The sequence below is a fragment of the Pseudomonas sp. GW821-FHT07B01 genome, assembly GCF_059419065.1.
In genome coordinates this window covers 66,478-90,591 of sequence record NZ_JBWKRA010000014.1, presented here as the reverse complement: position 1 = coordinate 90,591, position 24,114 = coordinate 66,478, and the positions used below count along the sequence as shown (strand labels likewise).

23 protein-coding genes are annotated in these 24,114 nt (G+C 60.0%); 18 read left to right on the top strand and 5 right to left on the bottom strand.

What is annotated here, in order from left to right; translation table 11 throughout:
* The first annotated feature begins 13 nt into the window (after positions 1-13).
* The 9 genes from AC07S6_RS16960 (at position 14) to AC07S6_RS16920 (ending at position 8,215) form a co-directional block, all read left to right on the top strand.
* Positions 14-1,015, top strand: a complete 1,002-nt coding sequence (locus AC07S6_RS16960; protein WP_034126509.1) for a response regulator — start codon at positions 14-16, stop codon at positions 1,013-1,015.
* Positions 1,016-1,190: 175 nt separating this feature from the next.
* Positions 1,191-2,286 (top strand): peptide chain release factor 2 gene (gene prfB / locus AC07S6_RS16955; RefSeq protein WP_096001736.1). Its coding sequence is split into 2 segments (ribosomal slippage): positions 1,191-1,262 and positions 1,264-2,286, totalling 1,095 coding nucleotides; the frame shifts between segments, so codons are not numbered across the junction.
* A 79-nt stretch (positions 2,287-2,365) separates the two neighbouring features.
* On the top strand, positions 2,366-3,868 hold the full coding sequence (gene lysS, locus AC07S6_RS16950) for a lysine--tRNA ligase (protein WP_003189082.1): 1,503 nt from the start codon (positions 2,366-2,368) through the stop codon (positions 3,866-3,868).
* A 143-nt stretch (positions 3,869-4,011) separates the two neighbouring features.
* Positions 4,012-4,728 (top strand): TetR/AcrR family transcriptional regulator, encoded by a 717-nt coding sequence (locus tag AC07S6_RS16945; protein WP_490613655.1) that lies wholly within the window; start codon positions 4,012-4,014, stop codon positions 4,726-4,728.
* Positions 4,729-4,856: 128 nt separating this feature from the next.
* Positions 4,857-6,134, top strand: coding sequence for a flavohemoglobin expression-modulating QEGLA motif protein (locus tag AC07S6_RS16940; protein ID WP_014717201.1), 1,278 nt, complete (start codon positions 4,857-4,859; stop codon positions 6,132-6,134).
* 154 nt (positions 6,135-6,288) lie between these two features.
* The gene (locus tag AC07S6_RS16935) at positions 6,289-7,194 is read left to right on the top strand and encodes an alpha/beta hydrolase (protein WP_495112663.1); all 906 of its coding nucleotides are present in this window, start codon (positions 6,289-6,291) and stop codon (positions 7,192-7,194) included.
* Positions 7,191-7,517, top strand: coding sequence for a PA3694 family proteiin (locus AC07S6_RS16930; protein ID WP_054917825.1), 327 nt, complete (start codon positions 7,191-7,193; stop codon positions 7,515-7,517). The genes AC07S6_RS16935 and AC07S6_RS16930 overlap by 4 nt, the downstream gene beginning before the upstream one ends.
* A 31-nt stretch (positions 7,518-7,548) precedes the next feature.
* Entirely contained in the window at positions 7,549-7,947 is a 399-nt protein-coding gene (locus tag AC07S6_RS16925; RefSeq protein WP_495112662.1) for a hypothetical protein, read from the top strand.
* A gap of 73 nt (positions 7,948-8,020) precedes the next feature.
* Positions 8,021-8,215 (top strand): hypothetical protein, encoded by a 195-nt coding sequence (locus tag AC07S6_RS16920; RefSeq protein ID WP_034126515.1) that lies wholly within the window; start codon positions 8,021-8,023, stop codon positions 8,213-8,215.
* A gap of 24 nt (positions 8,216-8,239) precedes the next feature.
* On the opposite strand, the gene lptF is transcribed toward AC07S6_RS16920, so the two are convergent.
* The 3 genes from lptF to AC07S6_RS16905 form a co-directional block, all read right to left on the bottom strand.
* Entirely contained in the window at positions 8,240-9,025 is a 786-nt protein-coding gene (gene lptF / locus AC07S6_RS16915) for a lipotoxin F family OmpA-related lipoprotein LptF (protein WP_003189093.1), read from the bottom strand.
* Between the two features lie 56 nt (positions 9,026-9,081).
* Complete coding sequence (locus tag AC07S6_RS16910; RefSeq protein WP_003189094.1) at positions 9,082-9,507, bottom strand: DUF4398 domain-containing protein; 426 nt, start codon at positions 9,505-9,507, stop codon at positions 9,082-9,084.
* A gap of 283 nt (positions 9,508-9,790) precedes the next feature.
* Positions 9,791-10,135 (bottom strand): pilin assembly protein, encoded by a 345-nt coding sequence (locus AC07S6_RS16905; protein ID WP_073522699.1) that lies wholly within the window; start codon positions 10,133-10,135, stop codon positions 9,791-9,793.
* 199 nt (positions 10,136-10,334) lie between these two features.
* Between AC07S6_RS16905 and ppc the strand changes: the two genes are divergently transcribed.
* The 6 genes from ppc to AC07S6_RS16875 all read left to right on the top strand — a co-directional run bounded on the left by ppc (position 10,335) and on the right by AC07S6_RS16875 (position 16,718).
* Positions 10,335-12,980 carry a phosphoenolpyruvate carboxylase gene (gene ppc / locus AC07S6_RS16900; RefSeq protein WP_495112661.1) on the top strand — a complete coding sequence of 882 codons (2,646 nt, stop codon included), beginning with the start codon at positions 10,335-10,337 and terminating at the stop codon, positions 12,978-12,980.
* A gap of 280 nt (positions 12,981-13,260) precedes the next feature.
* Positions 13,261-13,908, top strand: a complete 648-nt coding sequence (adk, locus tag AC07S6_RS16895; protein WP_003189104.1) for an adenylate kinase — start codon at positions 13,261-13,263, stop codon at positions 13,906-13,908.
* A 90-nt stretch (positions 13,909-13,998) separates the two neighbouring features.
* Positions 13,999-14,685 carry a tRNA (adenosine(37)-N6)-threonylcarbamoyltransferase complex dimerization subunit type 1 TsaB gene (gene tsaB / locus AC07S6_RS16890; RefSeq protein WP_019817729.1) on the top strand — a complete coding sequence of 229 codons (687 nt, stop codon included), beginning with the start codon at positions 13,999-14,001 and terminating at the stop codon, positions 14,683-14,685.
* A 161-nt stretch (positions 14,686-14,846) separates the two neighbouring features.
* Positions 14,847-15,149 (top strand): hypothetical protein, encoded by a 303-nt coding sequence (locus AC07S6_RS16885; protein WP_197880462.1) that lies wholly within the window; start codon positions 14,847-14,849, stop codon positions 15,147-15,149.
* Complete coding sequence (locus tag AC07S6_RS16880) at positions 15,149-16,009, top strand: DUF72 domain-containing protein (RefSeq protein WP_197880463.1); 861 nt, start codon at positions 15,149-15,151, stop codon at positions 16,007-16,009. The genes AC07S6_RS16885 and AC07S6_RS16880 overlap by 1 nt, the downstream gene beginning before the upstream one ends.
* A 16-nt stretch (positions 16,010-16,025) precedes the next feature.
* Complete coding sequence (locus AC07S6_RS16875; RefSeq protein WP_495112660.1) at positions 16,026-16,718, top strand: extensin-like domain-containing protein; 693 nt, start codon at positions 16,026-16,028, stop codon at positions 16,716-16,718.
* A 3-nt stretch (positions 16,719-16,721) separates the two neighbouring features.
* Here the strand turns inward: AC07S6_RS16875 and AC07S6_RS16870 are convergent, their stop codons facing one another.
* Positions 16,722-17,342, bottom strand: coding sequence for an energy transducer TonB (locus AC07S6_RS16870; RefSeq protein WP_495112659.1), 621 nt, complete (start codon positions 17,340-17,342; stop codon positions 16,722-16,724).
* A 96-nt stretch (positions 17,343-17,438) separates the two neighbouring features.
* Here AC07S6_RS16870 and AC07S6_RS16865 point away from each other — a divergent pair, with 96 nt between their 5' ends.
* Positions 17,439-18,221: a class I SAM-dependent methyltransferase gene (locus AC07S6_RS16865; RefSeq protein ID WP_186526505.1), complete on the top strand. Its 783-nt coding sequence runs from the start codon at positions 17,439-17,441 to the stop codon at positions 18,219-18,221.
* A gap of 572 nt (positions 18,222-18,793) precedes the next feature.
* Here AC07S6_RS16865 and AC07S6_RS16860 read toward each other — a convergent pair.
* Complete coding sequence (locus tag AC07S6_RS16860; protein ID WP_495112658.1) at positions 18,794-19,450, bottom strand: TetR/AcrR family transcriptional regulator; 657 nt, start codon at positions 19,448-19,450, stop codon at positions 18,794-18,796.
* 93 nt (positions 19,451-19,543) lie between these two features.
* On the opposite strand from AC07S6_RS16860, the gene AC07S6_RS16855 reads away from it, so the two are divergent.
* Positions 19,544-20,644, top strand: a complete 1,101-nt coding sequence (locus tag AC07S6_RS16855; protein ID WP_054917837.1) for an efflux RND transporter periplasmic adaptor subunit — start codon at positions 19,544-19,546, stop codon at positions 20,642-20,644.
* A 5-nt stretch (positions 20,645-20,649) separates the two neighbouring features.
* On the top strand, positions 20,650-23,715 hold the full coding sequence (locus AC07S6_RS16850; protein ID WP_495112657.1) for an efflux RND transporter permease subunit: 3,066 nt from the start codon (positions 20,650-20,652) through the stop codon (positions 23,713-23,715).
* The last annotated feature ends 399 nt before the right edge of the window (positions 23,716-24,114 follow it).

Genomic DNA, 24,114 nt, shown 5'->3' with positions numbered 1-24,114 from the left:
CAGGTGATTGCACATGAATGATTTACAGCTCGACGACTTCAAGACCGACGAAAACGCCGCCATGGTGCTGCTGGTCGACGACCAGGCCATGATCGGTGAAGCCGTGCGGCGTGGCCTGGCCCATGAAGAGAACATCGACTTCCACTTTTGCGCCGACCCGCATCAGGCGATTGCCCAGGCGATCCGCATCAAGCCCACGGTGATCCTGCAAGACCTGGTGATGCCGGGTCTGGACGGCCTGACCCTGGTGCGCGAGTATCGTAATCACCCGGCTACCGCGAATATCCCTATCATCGTGCTGTCCACCAAAGAGGACCCGCTGATCAAAAGCGCGGCCTTTGCGGCCGGGGCCAATGATTACCTGGTCAAGCTGCCGGACAACATCGAACTGGTGGCGCGCATCCGCTATCACTCGCGCTCCTACATGACCCTGTTGCAGCGCGACGCGGCGTACCGTGCGTTGCGGGTCAGCCAGCAACAGTTGCTGGACACCAATCTGGTGCTGCAACGCCTGATGAACTCCGACGGCCTGACCGGGCTGTCCAACCGCCGCCACTTCGACGAATACCTGGAGCTGGAATGGCGCCGAGCCATGCGCGACCAGACCCAACTCTCGTTGCTGATGATCGATGTGGATTTCTTCAAGACCTACAACGACAGCTTCGGCCATGTCGAGGGCGACGAAGCCTTGCGCAAAGTTGCCGCCACCATTCGCGATGCCAGCAGCCGCCCTTCGGACTTGCCGGCGCGCTACGGTGGCGAAGAGTTCGCACTGGTCCTGCCCAACACCTCGCCGGGCGGCGCACGCCTGGTCGCGGAAAAACTGCGCATGGCGGTGGCGGCGTTGAAAATCCCGCACATCGCCCCGGCTGAAGGTGCCAGCCTGACCATCAGTATTGGGCTGTCGACGTTGACGCCTGTCCAGGGTACGGACTGCCGGCAGCTGATCATGGCGGCGGACAAGGGGTTATACACGGCCAAGAATAATGGGCGTAATCAGGTGGGCATCGAATAATCCCAAGCGCCGGGCGCCTCTGTGGGAGCAGGTAAGCCAGCTCCCACATTTGATCGCTATCTGGCTATGGATCCTGTACAAACCACCGCCTTTTCGGCCAAGCGGACTGCCGTTCGCAGCCGTTTGCCGTTATACTCGCCGGCTTTCAAAAGTTCGCCAACGAGTGCTGCCCGCCATGGAAATCAACCCGATCCTTAACACCATCAAGGACCTGTCCGAGCGCTCCGAAACTATTCGGGGGTATCTTTGACTACGATCAAAAGCATGAGCGTCTGACCGAGGTCAATCGCGAGCTTGAAGATCCGAGTGTCTGGAACAAACCCGAATACGCCCAGGAACTGGGGCGCGAACGCGCTGCGCTGGCACAGATCGTCGATACCCTCGACGAACTGAACACCGGCCTGGGTGATTGCCGCGACCTGCTGGACATGGCCGTCGAAGAAAACGACGAAGGCGCAGTGGGCGATGTCGTCGCCGAGCTGGCCCGTCTCGAGGAAAACCTCGCCAAGCTTGAATTCCGCCGCATGTTCAGCCATGAAATGGACCCGAACAACGCCTATCTGGATATTCAGGCCGGTTCCGGTGGCACCGAGGCCCAGGACTGGGCCAACATCCTGCTGCGCATGTACCTGCGCTGGGCCGACAAACGCGGTTTCGACGCGACCATCATGGAACTGTCCGCCGGTGAAGTGGCCGGTATCAAGGGCGCGACCGTACACATCAAGGGCGAATACGCCTTTGGCTGGCTGCGCACCGAGATCGGCGTGCACCGCCTGGTGCGCAAGAGCCCGTTCGACTCCGGCAACCGTCGCCACACCTCATTCTCTGCGGTGTTCGTCTCGCCAGAGATCGACGACAAAGTGGAAATCGAGATCAACCCGGCCGACCTGCGGATCGACACCTACCGTTCCTCCGGTGCCGGTGGCCAGCACGTAAACACCACTGACTCGGCCGTACGTATTACCCACGTACCGACCAACACCGTGGTCAGCTGCCAGAACGAACGTTCCCAGCACGCCAACAAGGACACCGCCATGAAAATGCTGCGGGCCAAGTTGTACGAGCAGGAAATGCAGAAGCGCAACGCCGCTTCCCAGGCGCTGGAAGACACCAAGTCGGATATCGGCTGGGGCCACCAGATCCGTTCGTACGTGCTCGATGCCTCGCGGATCAAGGATCTGCGCACTAACATCGAACGCAGCGACTGCGACAAGGTACTCGACGGCGATATCGACGAATACCTGGAAGCCAGCCTGAAATCCGGCCTCTAATACCCTCTGTGGGAGCGGGCTTGCCCGCGATCCCCCGCCGAAGGCTGGGGGCAACGAACCTGATGGAATATTTAAAGACATGAGCGACCAACAACTCGACCCGCAAGCCCTGCAACAGGAAGAAAACTCCCTGATCGCCCTGCGCAAGGAAAAGCTTGCTGCCGAGCGCGCCAAGGGTAACGCCTTCCCCAACGACTTCCGTCGCGACAACTACTGCGATGCCTTGCAGAAGCAATACGCGGACAAGACCAAGGAAGAACTGGCAGAGGCTGCGATCCCGGTCAAGGTGGCAGGTCGCATCATGCTCAACCGTGGCTCGTTCATGGTGATCCAGGACATGACCGGTCGCATCCAGGTCTACGTCAACCGCAAGACCCTGTCCGAAGAAACCCTGGCCTCGGTGAAAACCTGGGACATGGGCGACATCATCGCAGCCGAAGGCACCCTGGCCCGTTCCGGCAAGGGCGACCTGTACGTCGAGATGACCAATGTGCGCCTGCTGACCAAGTCCCTGCGTCCGCTGCCAGACAAGCACCACGGCCTGACCGACACCGAACAGCGCTATCGCCAGCGCTACGTTGACCTGATCGTCAACGAAGACGTGCGCCAGACCTTCCGCGTACGCTCGCAAGTCATTGCCCACATCCGCAGCTTCCTGATGCAGCGTGACTTCCTGGAAGTGGAAACGCCGATGCTGCAGACCATCCCGGGTGGTGCCGCAGCCAAACCGTTCGAAACCCACCACAACGCGCTGGACATGGAAATGTTCCTGCGTATCGCGCCGGAGCTGTACCTCAAGCGCTTGGTCGTGGGCGGCTTTGAAAAGGTGTTCGAGATCAACCGCAACTTCCGTAACGAAGGCGTCTCGACCCGTCACAACCCTGAATTCACCATGTTGGAGTTCTACCAGGCCTACGCCGACTACGAAGACAACATGGACCTGACCGAAGAACTGTTCCGCGAGCTGGCACAGCTGGTGCTGGGCAGCACTGACGTGCCGTACGGCGACAAGGTGTTCCACTTCGGCGAGCCATTCGTGCGCCTGTCGGTGTTCGACTCGATCCTCAAGTACAACCCCGAGCTGACCGCTGACGACCTCAACGACATCGACAAGGCCCGTGCCATTGCCAAGAAAGCCGGCGCCAAGGTGCTGGGCTTCGAAGGCTTGGGCAAGCTGCAGGTGATGATTTTCGAAGAACTGGTGGAGCACAAGCTGGAGCAGCCGCACTTCATTACCCAGTACCCGTTCGAAGTGTCGCCGCTGGCCCGTCGCAACGACGACAACCCGAACGTCACCGACCGTTTCGAGCTGTTCATCGGTGGCCGCGAAATCGCCAACGCCTATTCCGAGCTTAACGATGCGGAAGACCAGGCCGAGCGCTTCATGGCCCAGGTGGCCGACAAGGACGCCGGTGACGACGAAGCCATGCACTACGATGCCGACTTCGTTCGGGCCCTGGAGTACGGCATGCCGCCGACTGCCGGTGAAGGTATCGGCATTGACCGTCTGGTGATGTTGTTGACCAACTCGCCGTCGATCCGCGACGTGATCCTGTTCCCGCACATGCGGCCGCAAGCGTAACCGTAGCGAAATCCGAAGCCGCCTTTTATAAGGCGGCTTTTTTATGTGGCCTGTTCAAGTGGTGCTCGTCATTGATCGTTCCCACGCTCCGCGTGGGAGTGCACTCTGTGACGCTCCGCGTCACCTCTAAAGGAAGAAGTGTGGTGAACCGCGTAATGGCTCAAGAAGGTGCCGCCGGCATTGCTGCTGCCGTGGCTGAAAGCGTTCAGTACCAGGGCCGCAAGGCCAGCCGGCGGGGCAGCGAGCAACGCCGGCAAGACATTCTCGATGCGGCCATGCGTATCGTCGTGCGCGATGGCGTGCGGGCCGTACGTCACCGGGCAGTGGCGGCAGAGGCGGGGGTGCCGCTGTCGGCCACCACCTATTACTTCAAAGACATCGACGACCTGCTCACCGACACCTTCGCCCAATACGTGGAGCGTAGCGCCGCTTTCATGGGCAAACTGTGGGTGCGCAACGAAGGCCTGTTGCGCGAGATGGTCGCCTATGGTGACGGCAGCCCGCAGTCCCGCTCGCAACTGGCCGATGATATCGCGCGCCTGACCGCCGACTATGTGCTGCGCCAACTGACCAACCGGCGCGAATACCTGATGGCTGAGCAGGCTTTTCGCCAGGAAGCCCTATTGAACCCGCGGCTGGCCGAACTGGTACGCTCCCATCAACAGATCCTGTTGCAGGGTACCGGGCAGTTTTTCCAGGTATTGGGCTCCCGTGAGCCGCAGCAGGATGCCAAGGTGTTGACGGCTATCATCAGTCGGATGGAATATCAGGGCCTGTTGGGCGGCGCAGAGCCTCTGGCCGGTGACGAGATGCTTGAAATTCTCAAGCGTTACATGCACCTGGTATTGGCCTCGGTCTAGCCCTGTGCGCAATCTGCTTTGGGTGGGGGCAGGCAAGCCTGCTCCCACCTCTGATGGGCCTGCTGCTCAGATGTGAAGCCGTGCGCTACCTGCGCGTGGGCCAATAACGTTTAAAGAGGAAGCACCGGGTGGACGATTACCAGCAGACGATACGCACCTTGTCCGATCGCATTGTGCTGGCGCAAACACCGATCCGCGTTCTCGATGCGGTGAAATGGGACGAAAACATTCGCCAGGGATTTCTCAAGGCCAAGGGCAAGGCGATGCCTGCCGTAGACCGTGATTACTACCTGAACCGACCGCTGTCGTTCGACTCCAGCGCGGTGAAGCTGGAATTCCAGAACATCGAGCGCGACATCACCCGTCGCCTTGGGCAATTCAGTCCGGTGGGGCAGATCATGCGGCGCATGTGCCGTGAATACCGCATGGTGGTGCGCATGCTTGAAGCGCGCGGCACCGAGGACTTCGGTCTGATTTCCCAAGAGCTGTACGGCGCCGCCTCCGATGCGTTCCACGCTGGCGACCCGACCCTGGCCGACCTTGGCCTGATGCTCTCCGACTACCTGAACAACATCGATGGCCGGGGCGATCTCAAGGACGAAGCCAAGACCCTCACCGCCAAGGACGCGGTCAGCCTGCTGCAAACGCGCCTGAACAAGGTGTTTGGCGAAGCCGAAGAGACCATCCGCGTGTTCGAGTCCGACGGCATCGTCGCCGATGCGGCAGCGGGCGCCGACTACATCAAGATCCGCGCCGATGCGATGTTCAATGACCGCGACGTGCGCGCCCTCGAAGTGCATGAAGGGTTGGTGCATGTGGGCACCACCCTTAACGGCCAGAACCAGCCGATCTGCACGTTTCTGTCCAAGGGCCCGCCGTCGTCCACCGTCACCCAGGAAGGCCTGGCGATCCTGATGGAAATCATCACGTTTGCCTCCTACCCCAGCCGCCTGCGCAAACTCACCAACCGGACCCGCGCCATCCATATGGTGGAGGAGGGCGCCGACTTCCTGCAGGTGTTCGAGTTCTTCCGCGAGCAAGGCTTTGAAATGGCCGAAAGCTATGGGAATGCCAGCCGGGTATTTCGTGGTTCGGTGCCCACCGGCCTGCCATTTACCAAGGATTTGTCCTACCTCAAGGGCTTTATCATGGTCTACAACTACATCCAGCTCGCCGTGCGCAAAGGCAAGCTGGAGCAAGTGCCGCTGCTGTTCTGCGGCAAGACCACCCTTGAAGACATGCGTACCCTGCGCCAGTTGGTCGACGAAGGCCTGGTGGTGCCGCCCAAGTACCTGCCGGAGCAGTTTCGTGACATGAACGCGCTGGCGGCCTGGATGTGCTTCTCAAACTTTCTCAACCACTTGAGCCTGGACCGGATCGAGGCGGATTACTCCAATATCCTGTAACTGACGAAACCGAATCAAAAAATGTGGGAGCTGGCTTGCCTGCGATAGCGCTGGGTCAGCCAGCACTCAGTCACTGATAGACCGCTATCGCAGGCAAGCCAGCTCCCACGTTTGATCTTTACTGGTCTTCAGAACTTTCGCGAGGTTTCAACGGATGAGAATCCTCGGCATTTTATGCCTGCTACTTACATTGAACGGCTGCAGCTCCTTGCTGTTCTACCCCGAGCCCGGCCTACCCTTCACCCCGGAAAAAGCCCTCCTGCAATACCGCGACGTCACGCTCACCACCGCAGATGGCGTGAAACTGCACGCCTGGTGGCTGCCGGCAAAACCCGGTGTCCCGCTCAAGGGCACAGTCCTGCATTTGCACGGCAACGGCGGCAACCTCGCCTGGCATCTGGGGGGCAGTTGGTGGTTGCCGGAGCAGGGTTATCAAGTGCTGTTGCTGGACTATCGCGGCTATGGGCTGTCGGAAGGCAAGCCGTCGTTGCCGGCGATCTACCAGGATATCGACGCCGCATTCGGCTGGATCGACAAGGCGCCTGAAACCCAGGGGCAACCGCTGATTATTCTCGGACAAAGCCTGGGCGGTGCACTGGCTGTGCATTACCTGGCAGCCCACCCGGAGCGTCAAGCCCAACTAAAAGCCTTGGTACTGGACGGCGTGCCAGCCAGTTATCGTGACGTAGGACAATTCGCCCTGAGCACTTCCTGGTTAACCTGGCCGTTGCAGGTGCCGCTGTCGTGGCTGGTGCCCGACGCCGACAGTGCGATCAATGCCATGCCCCGGTTGACCGGTGTGCCCAAGCTGCTGTTCCACAGCCTGGATGACCCGATCGTGCCGGTGGCCAATGGCATCCGCCTGTATCAAGCGGCGCCACCGCCCAGGGTGTTGCAACTGACCCGCGGCGGCCATGTGCAGACCTTTGCCGACAAAACCTGGCAGACCGTCATGCTGCGTTATCTGGACGACCCGCTGCACTTCAACGGCTTGCGCCGCCTGGGGGAAATCCCGAATTACCCTATTCCTAAAGTTGATTCATCAGAGAGCCCGCAATGAGCGAAGAACGCAACATGATCCCGCTGATCCTCACCGGTATCGGTACCATCATCGGCACCGTTGGCTGCCTGTGGTACTACGGCTATCTGCACTTCGCCAAGCCGGAAGATGCGTTGCTGCTCAGCGATTTCACCATGCTCAAGACCATACCGGGCGAAGATTACAAAGTCTCCCTGACCCCGGCCGCGCAAGTGGCGCAGTGTGTTGACGGCGTGTTGGTGATGTTTGATACCGAGCAGAAAGGTTTGAGCGGCGTGCTGGTGAACAACAAGAAACAGGCCGTGCGTTGTATAGGTCAAGAAACGCCGAAACTGGAGCAGTAGGACAGGCAATGTGGGAAAAGCTGGAACCATTTTGAGTGAGTTGCCACTGATTTGGGACCGAGCAGCAACGCTGATTCGGTTAACTCTTGAACTTGATTTGGAGTCACATATGTCTATAAGTGGAGTTGGTCCTTCCCAAGGTGGTTTTGGCGCTCAAGATGCAGGTCAACAATCCGGTGACGTGGGCAGCCTCAAGAACCAGATTGCGGATCTGAAGAAGCAAATAGGTCAGATGCAATCTCAAGGTGCCGGTGGTTCAGAGGGCGGCGGCGGTTCGGGAGGCGCTGTGGATGACCTTAAAAAACTGCTGAAAGAACTCGAGGAAAAGCTTAAAGCTATGGAAGGCCAAGAGGGTAAAGGCGCTGATGGCGAAGGCAGCAAGCCTGGTGGCGAAGATGGCGCAAAGATTTCCATTGATTTCCAGCAGTAACATGAATAACGGGAACCGTCTTGCGTCAGAAGCCACAAAAGCGTCATGACTCATAAAGATTGGGGCCGAGACAGTGGCGATTACTATTGCTGCGATACGCAACATGTTGAACATGGCGAGAGGGCATGAAGAACTGGAGCGCAAAGTTGCCCAGACGCATGAGCTTAGCCAACTGATGGACAAGCTGTCGAGCGCGAAGATAGAAATGCCGCTCGAAGATACACATCGTCCAGTCGGGTTCGACGAACCCAAAAAAAACCCACCGTAAGGTGGGTTTTTTATCCAGCATCAATCAGTTAGCAACGGAAGACCGTGGCTTGACCGGCTGGTTGTCGTTGGAAATGGTCACTTCCACGCGACGGTTCATGGCACGGCCGGAGACGCTGCCATTATCGGCAACCGGGTATTCCTTGCCATAACCCTGGGTCACGATACGCGAGATATCCACGCCTTGTTGAGCCAGTGCACGCTGAACAGAAGCGGCACGACGCTCAGACAGGCTCTGGTTGTACGAGTCGGAACCGGTGCTGTCAGTGTAGCCTTCGACGATCACTTTACGGTCTGGGTTGTCGCGCAGGAACTGAGCCAGCTTGGTGATGTTCACCAGGCCGCTGGATTTCAGGTCGGACTTGTTGGTGGCGAACAGCACGTCACCGAAAGTCACCAGGGTGCCACGATCAGTTTGCTTGGCGTTCAAGCTGTTTTGCAGTTGCTTGATCTGCGCATCACGCGCGTCCAGCAGGGCACGGGCGCGTTCGTCACCGGCGTTTTTCAGCTTGGCTTCGGATTCGCGCAGGACGATGGTGTCCTTGGCCACTTCAACGCGCTGGTTGGTCAGGTATGCGAGTTGGTCGACTTTCTTCTCGTCTTCTTTGTCGCGGTAGGCCTTGTCAGCCTTGTCCAGCCAGTCGCTGGCGTCTTTGGTTTCCAGCGCCGCCAGCTTGGTGGCTTGTGGGTTGGTTTGCAGGGACGAGAAATTGGTCCGCGCATTTTCCAGGTTCGCGTTCGGCGGGGTGGAGCAGGCCGCCAAGGCAACGCTCATCGCCAGCAGGGCAGGGATCATCAATTGTTTACGCATAGTCGTGTCGTCCTTTCAATTCGATATCAGGTGCGATGCAGTCAAGTGGCAGCGGCTTACTTCTGCATGATTGCAGCTGGGCGCATGCCTTCTTTACGCAGTTCGTCAACAGCCTTCTGGGAATCCTTCACAGCCTGTTGAGCCTTGGCAGCCTGGGCTTTACGCTCAGCGACGCGAGCATCCCACTCGGCTTGTTCAGCCAATTGGCGAGCCTTGTCGTAGTTCTTGTCGTGCATGGCAATCTCAGCTTCTTTGAGCTTGTCCTGGGCCGACTTCATTTCCACCGCCGCATACTCGGTACCGCCGGCGCTGACTGCGCTGTTGACGGCCGATTGGGTCACGGCGTACTGCTCGGTTGGAGGGTTGCCGGCGCAGCCAGCCAGAACGAAGCTGGTGCCGATTGCCAGCGCGGCCAATTTGAGCCCGCGCAGGTGGTTAAACGAGGATTTGGCAGTGCTGGTGTTCATCGTCTTCAACTCCATTGGATAACTCCTGAAAAACATCAAAATCCATCGGGGCGTATCGATTTCGGGCCCGTCGGTAAAGCACATGGCGTCCGTTCAAACGACCGTTCCACAAGTGATGGCTACTGGCTGTGACCGGAGGCTTTTTTCAAAAGTTCAGCGGATATGGCGATTTGCCTAAAAAAATATCTGACTGATTGGTCAGTGTTTGAAAAATGGAACTTTCGCGGCGTGCGGCGGTACCTCCGGGCCTGTAAAAGGCCCGGAATACGTGGGTTTAATTGACGTCAATAAATGTTTATCAGTGTTTTTGTTCGTCAGTGCCGGCCGACAAATCATGTAGGTGGCGACGGGATAAAGTAAGAAAGCGTGGCGTGGGGCCGACGTCTTCATACAACGGGTCACCCTCTTCGTCGGTGGCAATTACCTGCTGGCCCTGGATGTAGGGAAAGCTGGCTTCCAGCTCTTCAAGGGCGGCACCGATCAACTCGCCGAGCAGTTCTTCGACATGGCGCTTGGGGTACATCTCGGCAATGGCCGCCAGCCGTGCAGCGGCTTCGACATCCAGATGAATGGCGTATTCAGTCTTGGTCAAACGACCCTTGGCGGTTTCTTCCCAATGCTGGGCCAGTTCTCGAATTTTCATGGCTACCTCAATAAAGCCTGCGATGGCAGGCGGTGATGAGCGACCAGCCGCCTGCGTGAAAATAACGCGGTGACTCATCGTTGAGACTAGCTGTAAGCGCCAAGGTTTAAAGTCGTTCGCGTTCGGCCTTGTCAGAAACCGACGTCGGCGGCACTCTGAAGCACTTGCGCGTCCCGGATTTCTGGCTGGAGATTGGCTGATGAGTGATATCGATGCACGCTTGCGTGAGGATGTTCACCTGCTGGGTGAGCTGTTGGGCAACACCATTCGAGAGCAGTACGGCGAGGCTTTCCTCGATAAGATCGAGCAGATCCGCAAAGGCGCCAAGGCCGACCGCCGTGGAGCCGTTTCGCAGAATGCCGCTGGTGATGAACTGAGCGCCAGCCTCAATCAGTTGCAGGAGGAGGAGTTGCTGCCCGTGGCGCGGGCCTTCAACCAGTTCCTCAACCTGGCCAACATTGCCGAGCAATATCAGTTGATTCATCGGCGCGATGAATCGCAACCCGCGCCGTTCGAATCCCGGGTCTTGCCGGAGTTGCTGGCCCGTCTGCAAAGCGAAGGTCACAGCAATGAATCCCTGGCCCGGCAGTTGGCGCGGTTGGACATCGAGCTGGTGCTCACCGCCCACCCCACCGAAGTGGCCCGCCGCACGCTGATCCAGAAATACGATGCCATTGCTGCGCAACTGGCCTTGCAAGATCACCGTGACCTCACCACCGCCGAGCGCGAGCAGATTCGCGAGCGCTTGCAACGCTTGATCGCCGAAGCCTGGCACACCGAAGAAATCCGGCGCGTGCGCCCCACGCCGGTAGATGAAGCCAAATGGGGCTTTGCGGTGATCGAGCATTCGCTGTGGCACGCCATTCCCAATTACCTGCGCAAGGCCGACCAGGCCCTGCACGCCGCCACCGGCCTGCGCCTGCCCCTGGAGGCTGCGCCGATTCGCTTTGCTTCGTGGATGGGCGGCGACCGTGACGGCAACCCGAACGTCACCGCGCCGGTCACCCGCGAAGTGCTGTTGCTGGCGCGTTGGATGGCGGCGGATTTGTATCTGCGTGACATTGACCAACTGGCCTCCGAGCTGTCGATGCAACAGGCCAGCCCGGCGTTGCAAGCCAAAGTAGGCGACAGCGTCGAACCTTATCGTGCCTTGCTCAAGCAACTGCGTGAACGCCTGCGCGCCACGCGCCAGTGGGCCCACACCTCGTTGACCAGCACCACCCCGGCGCCGGCCGAGGTGTTGCAGGACAACCGCGACCTGCTCGACCCTCTGCAACTGTGCTACCAATCGCTGCACGAATGCGGCATGGGCGTGATCGCCGATGGCCCGCTGCTCGACTGCCTGCGCCGTGCCGTAACGTTCGGCCTGTTCCTGGTGCGCCTGGATGTGCGTCAGGACTCCAGCCGTCACTCGGCGGCCATGACCGAAATCACCGATTACCTGGGCCTGGGGCGTTATGAGGACTGGGATGAGGATGCGCGTATCAGCTTCCTGACCCAGGAACTGACCAATCGGCGACCATTGCTGCCGGGTTACTTCAAACCCTCAGCGGACACCGCCGAGGTGCTCAATACCTGCAAGGAAATCGCCGCCGCACCAGCCGCATCATTAGGTTCGTATGTCATCTCCATGGCCGGCGCCGCGTCGGATGTGCTGGCGGTGCAACTGCTGTTGAAGGAGTCGGGCGTACAGCGGCCAATGCGCGTAGTGCCATTGTTCGAGACCCTGGCCGACCTGGACAACGCCGGACCGGTGATGGAGCGCCTGCTGCAATTGCCGGGTTACCGCGCACGCTTGCAGGGCCCGCAGGAAGTGATGATTGGCTACTCGGACTCGGCCAAGGACGCGGGCACCACGGCCGCCGCCTGGGCGCAGTACCGGGCGCAGGAACGTCTGGTGGATATCTGCCGCGAGCAACAGGTGGAGCTATTGTTGTTCCATGGTCGCGGCGGCACCGTTGGTCGTGGCGGTGGCCCGGCACACGCGGCTATCCTGTCGCAGCCACCGGGCTCGGTAGCGGGGCGTTTCCGTACCACTGAGCAGGGCGAGATGATTCGCTTCAAATTCGGTCTGCCGGATATCGCTGAGCAGAATCTCAATCTCTACCTGGCGGCGGTACTGGAAGCGACCCTGTTACCGCCGCCCCCTCCCGAGCCTGCCTGGCGTCATCTGATGGACGAACTGGCGGCAGACGGTGTCAGCGCTTACCGGGCCGTGGTGCGGGAAAATCCGCAGTTCGTCGAGTACTTCCGCCAGTCCACGCCGGAGCAGGAGTTGGGCCGTTTGCCCCTGGGCAGTCGCCCGGCCAAGCGGCGTGCGGGCGGGATTGAAAGCTTGCGCGCCATCCCGTGGATTTTTGGTTGGACCCAGACGCGCCTGATGCTGCCCGCCTGGCTCGGCTGGGAAGCGGCACTGAGCAAGGCGCTGGAGCGCGGTGAAGGTCAATTGCTGGGGCAGATGCGCGAGCAGTGGCCGTTCTTTCGCACGCGTATCGACATGCTGGAAATGGTCCTGGCCAAGGCCGATGCCGAGATCGCCCGTCTTTATGATGAGCGCCTGGTGCAGCCGGACCTGCTGGCATTGGGTGCGCACTTACGCGACCTATTGTCGCAGGCGTGTGACGTGGTGCTTGGCCTGACCGGCCAGTCGCAGCTGCTGGCCCATAGCCCCGACACCCTGGAGTTCATCCGCCTGCGCAACACCTACCTCGACCCCTTGCACCTGTTGCAGGCCGAGTTGCTGGCACGTTCCCGTCAGCAGGAGGCTGCCCAAGACAGCCCTCTGGAACAGGCGCTGCTGGTGTCCGTGGCCGGTATCGCGGCCGGTTTGCGCAACACCGGCTGAGGTTTTTTGCGTGTACTCAATGGCTTGCGGATAAACCGCGACGACCGCCCGGAAACGGGCGGTCGTCGTTTGAGAGGGTGGGTTGCGCTCAGGCACACCCTGGCGCTGACGCATGTGCGGCGCGGGTTTCTCCTACTTTTGGCGGCTTGTATGGTGAGGGCCCGCTGTGTATCTTGATCAGCCTTTGGCCGTTTGATCGGCCTAGAACCACATTTTTACGAGATTGGCCCCACGCGGCGAATCCGAGCGTCATCTCTATAAAAAATTGAGGAGCACATCGATGCGCGTCATTCTGCTGGGAGCTCCCGGGGCCGGTAAAGGTACTCAGGCAAAGTTCATCACTGAAAAATTCGGCATTCCACAAATCTCCACCGGCGACATGCTGCGTGCGGCCGTCAAGGCTGGCACCGAGCTGGGCCTGATCGCCAAGAGCGTGATGGACAGCGGCGGCCTGGTCTCCGATGACCTGATCATCAACCTGGTCAAGGAACGCATCAGCCAGGAAGACTGCAAGAACGGTTTCCTGTTCGACGGCTTCCCACGCACCATTCCCCAGGCCGAAGCCTTGGTGAAGGCGGGCGTGGAGTTGGACGCCGTGGTCGAAATCGCGGTTGAAGACGAAGAGATCGTCCAGCGTATCGCTGGCCGTCGTGTTCACGAAGGCTCGGGCCGTGTGTACCACATCGTCTACAACCCGCCGAAAGTGGAAGGCAAGGACGATGTCACCGGCGAAGACCTGGTGCAGCGTAAAGACGACACCGAAGAAACCGTGCGTCATCGCCTGTCGGTCTACCATTCCCAGACCAAGCCCCTGGTGGACTTCTACCAGAAGTTGTCCGCAGCCCAGGGCAAGCCGAAATACAGCCACATCCCTGGTGTGGGCTCGGTAGAGGCCATCACCGCCAAGGTGCTGCAAGCACTGAGCTGATCCCTTGATCGGCGGCACAGACAACGGCCCGCTTGCGGGTCGTTGTTGTTTATACTGGCGCACTTTTTTCCGACTTGGACACCCACACCGATGAGCACCCTGCTGGCCCTGGACACCGCGACTGAAGCTTGCTCCGTTGCCTTGCTGCACGATGGCAAGGTCACGAGCCACTACGAGGTGATCCCGCGCCTGCACGCGCAGAAATTGTTGCCGATGATCAAGCAACTGCTTGAAGACGCCGGTACCACCCTGGCTGCCGTGGATGCCATCGCGTTCGGCCGTGGCCCCGGTGCATTCACTGGCGTGCGCATTGCCATTGGCGTGGTGCAGGGCCTGGCCTTTGCGCTGGAGCGCCCGGTGTTGCCGGTGTCCAACCTGGCGGTACTGGCCCAGCGTGCGTTGCGTGAGCACGGGGCATCGCAGGTGGCAGCGGCAATTGATGCGCGCATGGATGAGGTTTACTGGGGTTGCTACCGTGAGACCGCAGGCGAAATGCGCCTGGTCGGTGCGGAAGCGGTGCTTGCCCCCGAAGCTGCGCAGTTGCCCGCTGACGCCAGCGGTGATTGGTTCGGTGCCGGCACGGGCTGGGGTTATGGCGAGCGCATCAAGGTGTCGTGTGCCGAGCAGGACGCAGCGATGTTGCCCCACGCCGAAGACCTGCTGGCGTTGGCACGTTTCGCATTCGAGCGCGGCGAGGCGATTGCGGCGGACCAGGCAGCACCGGTGTACCTGCGCGATAAAGTCGCGCAGACCAAGGCCGAACGCGGGATTATTTGACGCCAAAAAATGTGGGCGTTACGCGGCAAATTTCGCCAATCGTCAGAATTTGCCTGGGTTTTTAAACCTTTTACAAATTATGTGTTCTAGTTATCACCAGAGCATTTGCGCGCCATGGAAAGTGCCGCTAAATTGCCATCATTGATACCGAGTCTGCATGTATGCGTATAGACGGTTTTTCCTCACAGTCGTACCCCCTCAAGCGTAAGCCGCGCAAGGCGAGCGTGACGGTAGACGAGTCCGTCGAGGATTCACCGGACTTCATCGAAGTACACACCGATACGCCTTCCAAAGCTCAAGGCGCCTCGACCGTACGTATCAGCGGCGTTCCTGCCCGTCAGCAAGATATGGTTTTTCCCCGTTCCATGAGCAAAAGCGTTGCCACCGCCCTGGCCAGCTACCTGACCACTGCCGGCTTTGTCGAATGGGATATGGAAGTGCTGGGTCTCGATATCCATATCTGATGCGTTTGCCTTATTACATCGGCTGCCCGTCCTGGAGTGAAAACGCCTGGCGCGAGTACCTGTATCCCGTTGAGGCACGTTCCAGCGATTACCTCGGGCTCTATTCCCAGGTCTTCAACGCCGTTGAAGGCAATACTACTTTTTACGCTCGCCCCTCGGCCGCCACTGTGCAGCGCTGGGCCGAAATCATGCCTGATGATTTTCGCTTCACCGCCAAATTCCCCGGCGATATCAGCCATGCTGGCGATTTGCGTGAACAGTTGCCGGCGGCAGAAAGTTTTGTCGGCTTGATGAGCCCGTTGGGTGAGCGCGTTTCACCGCTGTGGCTGCAGCTCTCGAAGAGCTTTACGCCGCCACGCCTGGCGGAGCTGGCTGGATTTCTCGATGGCATTGATCGGCCGCTGGCCGTGGAGGTGCGTCATGAACAGTTCTTCGCCAAGGGTGATGCTGAGCGCATGCTCAACCGCCTGTTGCGTGATCGCGGTGTCGAGCGCATCTGCCTCGATCCCCGTGCACTGTTCAGTTGTACTTCTACCTCGGAAGCGGTGCTGCATGCCCAGTCAAAAAAGCCCCGGGTGCCACCGCGCCCAGCGGCCCTGACGCAATTTCCCCAGGTGCGCTTCATCGGGCATCCGGACCTTGAGGCCAATGACCCGTTCCTGATTCCCTGGGTGGAAAAGATCGCCAGTTGGATCGAAGAGGGCCGCACGCCCTATATGTTCCTGCACACGTCGGACAACCGTCTCGCGGCACAGCTGGCGCTGCGCTTCCACGCAAAGCTGATGGTGCGCCTGCCAGGGCTACCGCCGCTGTCTGCCTTGCATCGAGAACCCGTGGCGGAGCAGCTCGGACTACTTTGAGGGTTGAGCCGTGGGTATGGTCAAGACATTGAGTGTGTTGCTGGTGCTGGTGGGCGCCTTTGCGTTGGCTGTCTGGCGGGGTTGGGTGCCGATGCCGCCTGAATGGAACCCCTGGGCGCCCTTGGATGTGCGAGCGAGCCCCAACTTGTTGACGCGCTACAAGCTCAGTCGTTTGCAGGATGATCCAGCGCTGTGTGACCAGGTGTTGAACACCTCTGGTCTGCGCGTGAGCCGCCAGGCCGATACATCGGCTGATGCGGCATGCCCCTTGCGCAATGTCCTGCGTGTGCAGGGCGCTGACGTGGCCTTGAGCAGCAGCTTTCTCGCCAGTTGCCCGCTGGCGGTGGCGTTCGCCTTGTTCGAGCGACATAGCCTGCAACCGGCGGCCCAGGCCGTGTTTGGCCAAGCGGTGAGCCGCGTCGAGCATTTGGGCAGTTTTGCCTGCCGTAATATCTACAACCGTGCCGACGGTCGACTCAGCCAGCATGCCTCGGCCAATGCCCTGGATATCGCCGGTTTTCGCCTGGCGGATGGGCGCAGCATCAGCGTGCTCAAGGATTGGCCGGGGCAGGGCGACAGTGCGCGTTTCCTGCGTTTGGTACGCGATGGCGCCTGTGATGACTTCAACGTGGTGTTGAGCCCGGACTACAACGCGGCTCATCGCAACCATTTCCATCTGGACATGGGGCGTTGGTGGGTGTGTCGCTAGGGTTCAGGCGGCCAGGCGCAGGTTGTGGGTTACCAGCGGGCGTGCCCAGTAGTAATCGAAATCCAGGGCCTTTTGCTGCGCCAGCAGTTCTTCTTCAGGGTACGGCGTGGCGGCCGGTGGCAGCAGGTCCAGCTCGAATTCGGCAATCGGCAGGTGCAGCGGGCGTGGTTGTGGCGTCGGGCCCGGCGCTGGTAGCGGTTGGCCGGCGTTCAGCACAATGGGGCGCACCCACTCGCTTTCAAACGTTTGTTGGCGTTGCTGGGCGGCTATTTCTTCTTCCGGGAACGGCGTCGCGGCCGGTGGCAGCAGCTCGGTTTCGAACTCGGCAATTGGCAGGAAGAGCGGTTCCGGCGGGGCGATCTCGGTGTCTTTCACATCGCACTCACGCTGGGTGAGGATCTGCGCCAGCAGGTCGGCGCCTTCGCGGGGTTCAACCGCCGGGTCTGCCGGGGCAGGCGTCTTGGCGGCGAGCGCGTCCGGCGTTTCACCGAGCTGCTCGGCCAACGTGCGGGCGAAGAAGTCTTGCCACACATGACTCACCCCGGCCAGCGCTTGGGTATTGCGCAGGCCGTAATGGTTGTGGGTCGGCAGTACACCGATGGAAAGGGGAAGAATGTCTGACATTTTTCTCGGTCGACGCTCAGCTCTGGCAAAATACCTGACTGTGATTTTTATCGGCCGTTGTTTGCCGATCCTTAATATTTTTGAGCGTGGCGATTGATGAACGAACAACCAGCGGCCAGCCGCATCCAGGTCCAAGCCTTGGCTGACAGCTTCCAGGCCCGCGCTGAACAGTGGGCTTCGCTGCTGGGGTTGCCTCTACAGGTGGCCGATGCGGATTTTTCCCTGCAAGTGGGGGAGCACGGCTTGCAGTTGCAACAGCTTGGGCCTGATGCGCCAGGGCCGGTGCGGGTCGACTTTGTCGAAGGCGGCGCGGCGCATCGGCGATTGTATGGTGGTGGCAGCGGGCAGATGATCGCCAAGGCGGTGGGCATCGCCCAGGGCGTGCGCCCGCGAGTGCTGGACGCCACGGCTGGCTTGGGCAAGGACGCGTTCGTGCTGGCCAGCCTCGGGTGTGAGATGAGCCTGATCGAGCGCCAGCCGTTGATCGGCGCCTTGCTCGAAGATGGCCTGGCCCGCGCTGCAGAGGATTTTGACGTGGCGCCGATTGTGGCGCGCATGAAGCTGCTCAAGGGCAATTCCATCGACGTGATGCTCAATTGGCAGGGCGAGCCGCCTCAGGTGATCTACCTGGACCCGATGTTTCCGCACCGTGAGAAAACTGCGCTGGTGAAGAAGGAAATGCGCCTGTTTCGGCCGTTGGTGGGTGATGATCCGGATGCACCGGCGTTGCTCGCGGCGGCTCTGGCCCTGGCCAGCCATCGTGTGGTGGTCAAGCGGCCGCGCAAGGCGCCCTGTATTGAGGGGCCGAAGCCGAGCCATGCGTTGGATGGCAAGTCCAGCCGCTACGATATTTATCCCAAGAAGGCGCTCAAGGCATAAGCGGCAGCATTCATCTTGCTGATGCGGCGAGATCCAATTGTGGGAGCTGGCTTGCCTGCGATGACGGCCTCCCAGCCGACACCTATCCACCTGACACTCCGCGATCAACCTGTGGGAGCTGGCTTGCCTGCGATGGCGGCCTTCCAGCCGACACCTATCTCCCTGGCGCCCCGCAATCAAATTGTGGGAGCGGGCTTGCTCGCGAAGGCGGCCTGACAGCCGACACAGTTGGATTGTGTACATATCCATTGCTGCGGTAACGGCTACTTAGGGTTCCGCCTGACGGCGGGTCACTTTGGAAAAGAGCCCCAAAGTAACCAAAGGGCTCTTGCCCCACCACTCGGCACCTCGCTTGGGCTCGGTGTGCCCGAACGCAGGCTTGAATCCGTGGGCCGCCGCCACGCGCCATCCATGGCGCGGGGCGGCTAACCCGGCGTCCTGCCGGGTTACCCACGAATTCAAGCCTGCGTTCGGCCAGCGTGGTTTAACGGGGCGCTTGAGATCAAGATCACAAGCAGATCAAGATCAAGAGCGACTCGCTTCGCATCGTGGTTACCGTTGGTCGCTACCGACTACGCAGATGTATCGAAACCCTGGCTGCGATAGGCCCGCATAAACAACTTCACCACGTCCTGCACATGCTCTTCGGCCTCTTGCGCGCTCAATTGTCCGCCGCAGCCATACAACAAGCGGAAGTTCGCCGTGCCCTTGAGCAGGCAAAAGAAGTGCTCCGCGGCTTTGAACGGTGTGTCGATGCTCAGGGCGCCGCCCTGGTGAATCTTGCCGAGCAGGCGCTCCATGCCTTGCAGCATGCGCATGGGGCCGGCGTTGAAGAATATCTGGGAGAGTTTCACGTCCTGATTGCCGGTGGTCATCATCAGGCGATGCAGGTTTACCGACTCCTCGCTGTTGATCAGCCAATGAAAGCCGCGTGCGATGTTGAGCAACACCGTCTCGACGGGCATGCCTTCGGGAAGCTCGAAGTACATCACCGGCAACTGCTCTTCACATTTGGCCACCACCGCAGCGGTGAACAGCGTCTCCTTGTCGGTGAAGTGGCTGTAAACCGTGAGCTTCGATACGCCGGCGGCCAGGGCAACGGCGTCCATGCTGGTGTTCGCATAACCCTTGTCCAGGAACAGCGATTTCGCCGATTCGAGGATTGCCTGGCGTTTTGCCATGTCCTTGGGACGCCCGGGGCTTGCGGTGTTCAGAGGATTGTCGGACATTTTCACCTTTAATACTGGACTGGTGAGTTTGGTATTAATAACATACCGGCCAGTATAATTATTCCAAGCTCTATTTGCGAAAGGTCCTTCAGCATGCGCAGCGCTTTCCTGCCCCTTGCTTTGCCTGTCAGCCTGGTCTTCCTGTTAGCCGCGTGCGGCCATGAAGAAGCGGCCCAGACCACCGTACGTCCGGCCATGGTGGTGCAACCGCAGCCTTCGGCACAGGCGATGGACAGCTACCCTGGTGAGGTTCGTGCCCGTTATGAGCCGGACCTGGCCTTTCGCATCGGCGGTAAAGTCAGCAAGCGCCTGGTGGAGGAGGGCGAGCGGGTCAAGGCCAACCAGCCGCTGGCCGAACTCGACCCCCAGGACGTGCGCCTGCAACTGGAAGCGACCCGCGCTCAAGTAGCCGCTGCAGAGGCCAATCTCAGCCTGGTGCGTGCGGAACGAGATCGCTACAAGACCTTGATGGACCGGCAGATGGTCAGTCGGTCGCAGTACGACAATTCCGAAAACCTCTACCGAGCCGGTGAAGCACGCCTCAAGCAGATCAAGGCCGAGTTCGATGTGTCGAGCAACCAGGCCGGCTACGCCGTGCTGCGCGCGCCTCAAGACGGGGTGGTCGCCAAGCGTGCCGTCGAAGTGGGGCAAGTGGTTTCCGCTGGCCAGACCGTGTTCACCCTGGCCACCGATGGCGAGCGTGAAGTGTTGATCAGCCTGCCTGAACAGGGCTTTGGCCGCTTCAAGGTCGGCCAGCCAGTGTCGGTGGAGTTATGGAGCCAGCCAGAGCAACGTTTTGCCGGGCGCATTCGTGAGCTGTCTCCCGCGGCCGATCCCAAATCCCGCACTTTCGCGGCGCGTGTGGCCTTCACTGGCGGCAAAGTGCCCGCCGAACTGGGTCAAAGTGCGCGGGTTTTCATCCAGGCCGACGGTGTCATTGCGCTGTCGGTACCCTTGTCTGCCCTGAGTGCCGAAAACGGCGCGTCCTACGTCTGGCGTGTACAACCGGACAACACCCTTGAACGCACTCCCGTGCGCATTGGTGCCTTTGGCGAGAACACCGTACCGATACTGGAAGGATTGGCCGCCACCGATTGGGTGGTTGCCGCAGGCGTGCATGTACTCCATGAGGGCCAATTAGTGCGCCCGGTGGATCGCTCCAACCGTGTGGTTAATCTGGCGGCCAAGGAGTAGTCCCCATGGGTTTCAATCTTTCCGAATGGGCGTTGCGTAATCGCCAGATCGTACTGTTCCTGATGATCCTGCTGGCCGTGGTTGGCACCTTGTCCTACACCAAGCTGGGGCAAAGCGAAGACCCGCCCTTTACCTTCAAGGCCATGGTGATCAAGACCAACTGGCCCGGGGCCACGGCCCAGGAGGTATCGCGCCAGGTCACCGAGCGAATCGAGAAAAAACTCATGGAGACTGGTGAGTACGAACGCATCGTGTCGTTTTCCCGCCCAGGTGAATCCCAAGTCACCTTTATTGCCCGTGATTCGATGCGTTCGGCGCAGATTCCCGAGCTGTGGTATCAGGTGCGCAAGAAAATCAGCGACATCCGCCACACCTTGCCGCCGGATATCCAGGGGCCGTTTTTCAACGATGAGTTCGGCACCACGTTCGGCAATATCTACGCCCTGACCGGCGACGGATTCGACTACGCCGTGCTCAAGGACTACGCCGAGCGTATCCAGATCCAACTGCAACGCGTCCCGGATGTGGGCAAGGTCGAGCTGCTCGGCTTGCAGGACGAGAAGATCTGGATCGAGCTGTCCAATCTCAAGCTCGCCACCCTCGGCTTGCCTTTGGCCGCGGTCCAGCAGGCGTTGCAGGAACAAAATGCGGTCTCCACCGCCGGCTTCTTTGAAACCCCTACCGAGCGCGTGCAATTGCGCGTTTCTGGCAACTTCAAGACGGTGGAAGAGATCCGCAACTTTCCGATACGCGTGGGGGATCGCACTTTCCGCATCGGTGACGTGGCTGACATCCATCGAGGTTTCAACGACCCACCGGCACCGCGCATGCGCTACATGGGCGCAGATGCCATCGGCCTGGCCGTGGCCATGCGCGACGGTGGCGACATCCTCGTATTGGGCAAGGCCCTTGAAGCGCAATTCGCACGCCTGCAAAAGAACCTTCCGGCAGGGATGGAGCTGCGCAAAGTGTCGGACCAACCAGCAGCGGTAAAGACCAGCGTCGGCGAGTTTGTCCAGGTACTGGCTGAAGCGTTGGCGATTGTTTTGCTGGTGAGCTTTTTCTCCCTCGGTGTGCGCACCGGCATGGTCGTTGCCCTGACGATTCCGCTGGTACTGGCGATGACCTTTGCCAGCATGTATTACCTGGGCATCGGCCTGCACAAGATTTCCCTTGGCGCCTTGGTCCTGGCCCTGGGCTTGTTGGTAGATGACGCGATCATCGCCGTGGAAATGATGGCGATTAAAATGGAGCAGGGCTACGACCGGCTCAAGGCTGCGAGTTTCGCCTGGACCAGCACCGCGTTCCCTATGCTCACCGGCACCCTGATCACGGCGGCGGGCTTCTTGCCAATTGCCACCGCGCAATCGAGCACCGGGGAATACACCCGCTCGATCTTCCAGGTGGTGACCATCGCACTGCTGGCCTCCTGGGTGGCAGCCGTGGTGTTTGTGCCGTACCTGGGGGAAAAACTCCTGCCCGACCTGGCGAAGATTCATGCGGCCAAACACGGCACCGACGGCCCGGACCCTTACGGCACACCCTTCTATCAGCGTGTAAGGCGTCTGGTGGAGTGGTGCGTGCAGCGGCGTAAAACCGTGATCGTGCTGACCCTGCTGCTGTTTATCGGCTCGGTTGCACTGTTTCGCTTCGTGCCGCAACAGTTCTTCCCGGCTTCCGGTCGCCTGGAGTTGATGGTCGACCTGAAACTGGCCGAGGGCGCTTCCCTCAGCAACACCGCCGAACAGGTCAAACGCCTGGAGGCGTTGCTCAAGGAGCATGCCGGCATCAACAACTATGTGGCCTACGCGGGCACCGGTTCGCCGCGGTTTTACCTGCCACTGGACCAGCAATTGCCCGCTGCCAGCTTCGCCCAGTTTGTGGTGCTGGCTAACACCATCGAAGAGCGAGAAAGCCTGCGCACCTGGCTGATCGAAACCCTCAACGAGCAATTTCCCGACCTGCGTTCGCGTGTCACACGGCTGGAGAACGGCCCGCCCGTAGGCTACCCGGTGCAGTTTCGCGTGACCGGCGAGCACATCGAAGAGGTGCGCGCGCTGGCGCGCAAAGTGGCGGCCAAGGTTCGCGAAAATACCCATGTGGTCAATGTGCACTTGGACTGGGAAGAGCCAAGCAAAATCGTGTACCTGAATATCGACCAGGACCGTGCCCGCGCCCTTGGCGTGAGCACCGCCAACCTGGCGAAATTCCTGCAGAGTTCCCTGACCGGCTCCAGCGTCAGCCAGTACCGTGAGGACAACGAATTGATCGAGATCCTCCTGCGCGGCACGGTGCATGAGCGTAGCGAACTGTCGCGCCTGCCGAGCCTTGCTGTGCCCACCGACAATGGTAAAAGCGTGGCGCTGTCGCAAATTGCCACCCTTGAATATGGCTTCGAAGAAGGCATCATCTGGCATCGCAACCGCTTGCCCACGGTGACTGTGCGGGCCGATATCTATGGCAAGGAACAGCCGGCGACCCTCGTGCAGCAGATCTTGCCGACGCTCGCCGATGTACGTGCCGAACTGCCGGACGGCTACCTGCTGGAAGTGGGCGGCACGGTTGAAGATTCTGCGCGTGGGCAAAACTCGGTGAAGGCCGGCGTACCGCTGTTTATCGTGGTGGTGCTGACCTTGCTGATGCTGCAACTGCGCAGCTTTTCGCGCACGGCGATGGTCTTTCTCACCGCACCGTTGGGACTGATCGGCGTGACCCTGTTCCTGCTGGTATTCCACCAACCCTTCGGCTTCGTCGCCATGCTTGGCACCATCGCGCTGTCGGGAATGATCATGCGTAACTCGGTGATTTTGGTGGACCAGATCGAGCAAGACATCAAGGCCGGCCTGGCACCTTGGCAGGCGATTATCGAAGCTACGGTCCGACGCTTTCGCCCGATTGTTCTGACGGCACTGGCGGCGGTGCTGGCGATGATTCCGCTGTCGCGCAGTGTGTTCTTCGGGCCGATGGCCGTGGCGATCATGGGAGGGTTGATCGTGGCTACGGCATTGACCTTGCTCTTTCTCCCGGCGCTTTATGCCGCGTGGTTTCGCGTCAAAAAGGACGCTGGATAATCAGGCTGTCATCTCGGTTGTCGGGGCGTAGAGAGTACGCGCCCCGTCACCGTTGGCATGCGGCAGAATGAGCAATTTTCCTATGTGAGAGATAGGAAGCTCACTACACGGGGCTAGGAACCTTTCCTTATTGATTGCCACTCAATGTTACCTGGTTGGCAGGTACCTACTGCTCTTGCTCGTCGGCACAAACAGTAGTGATTGGAATGAATTTAAGGAGTTCGCCATGTGTATAGCTAGTTTGAAGGCTTTTCTGCGTCCGCCCAGCAGGCCAAAACCTCCTGAAAAGTGTAAACCCAGCCCTCCGGAGAGTTGTAAGCCCAAGCGTCCTGGGTATTGCAAACCCAAGCCGCTTGAGAGTTTCAGACCCAAGCCTCCTGAGGAATGCAAACCCAAACC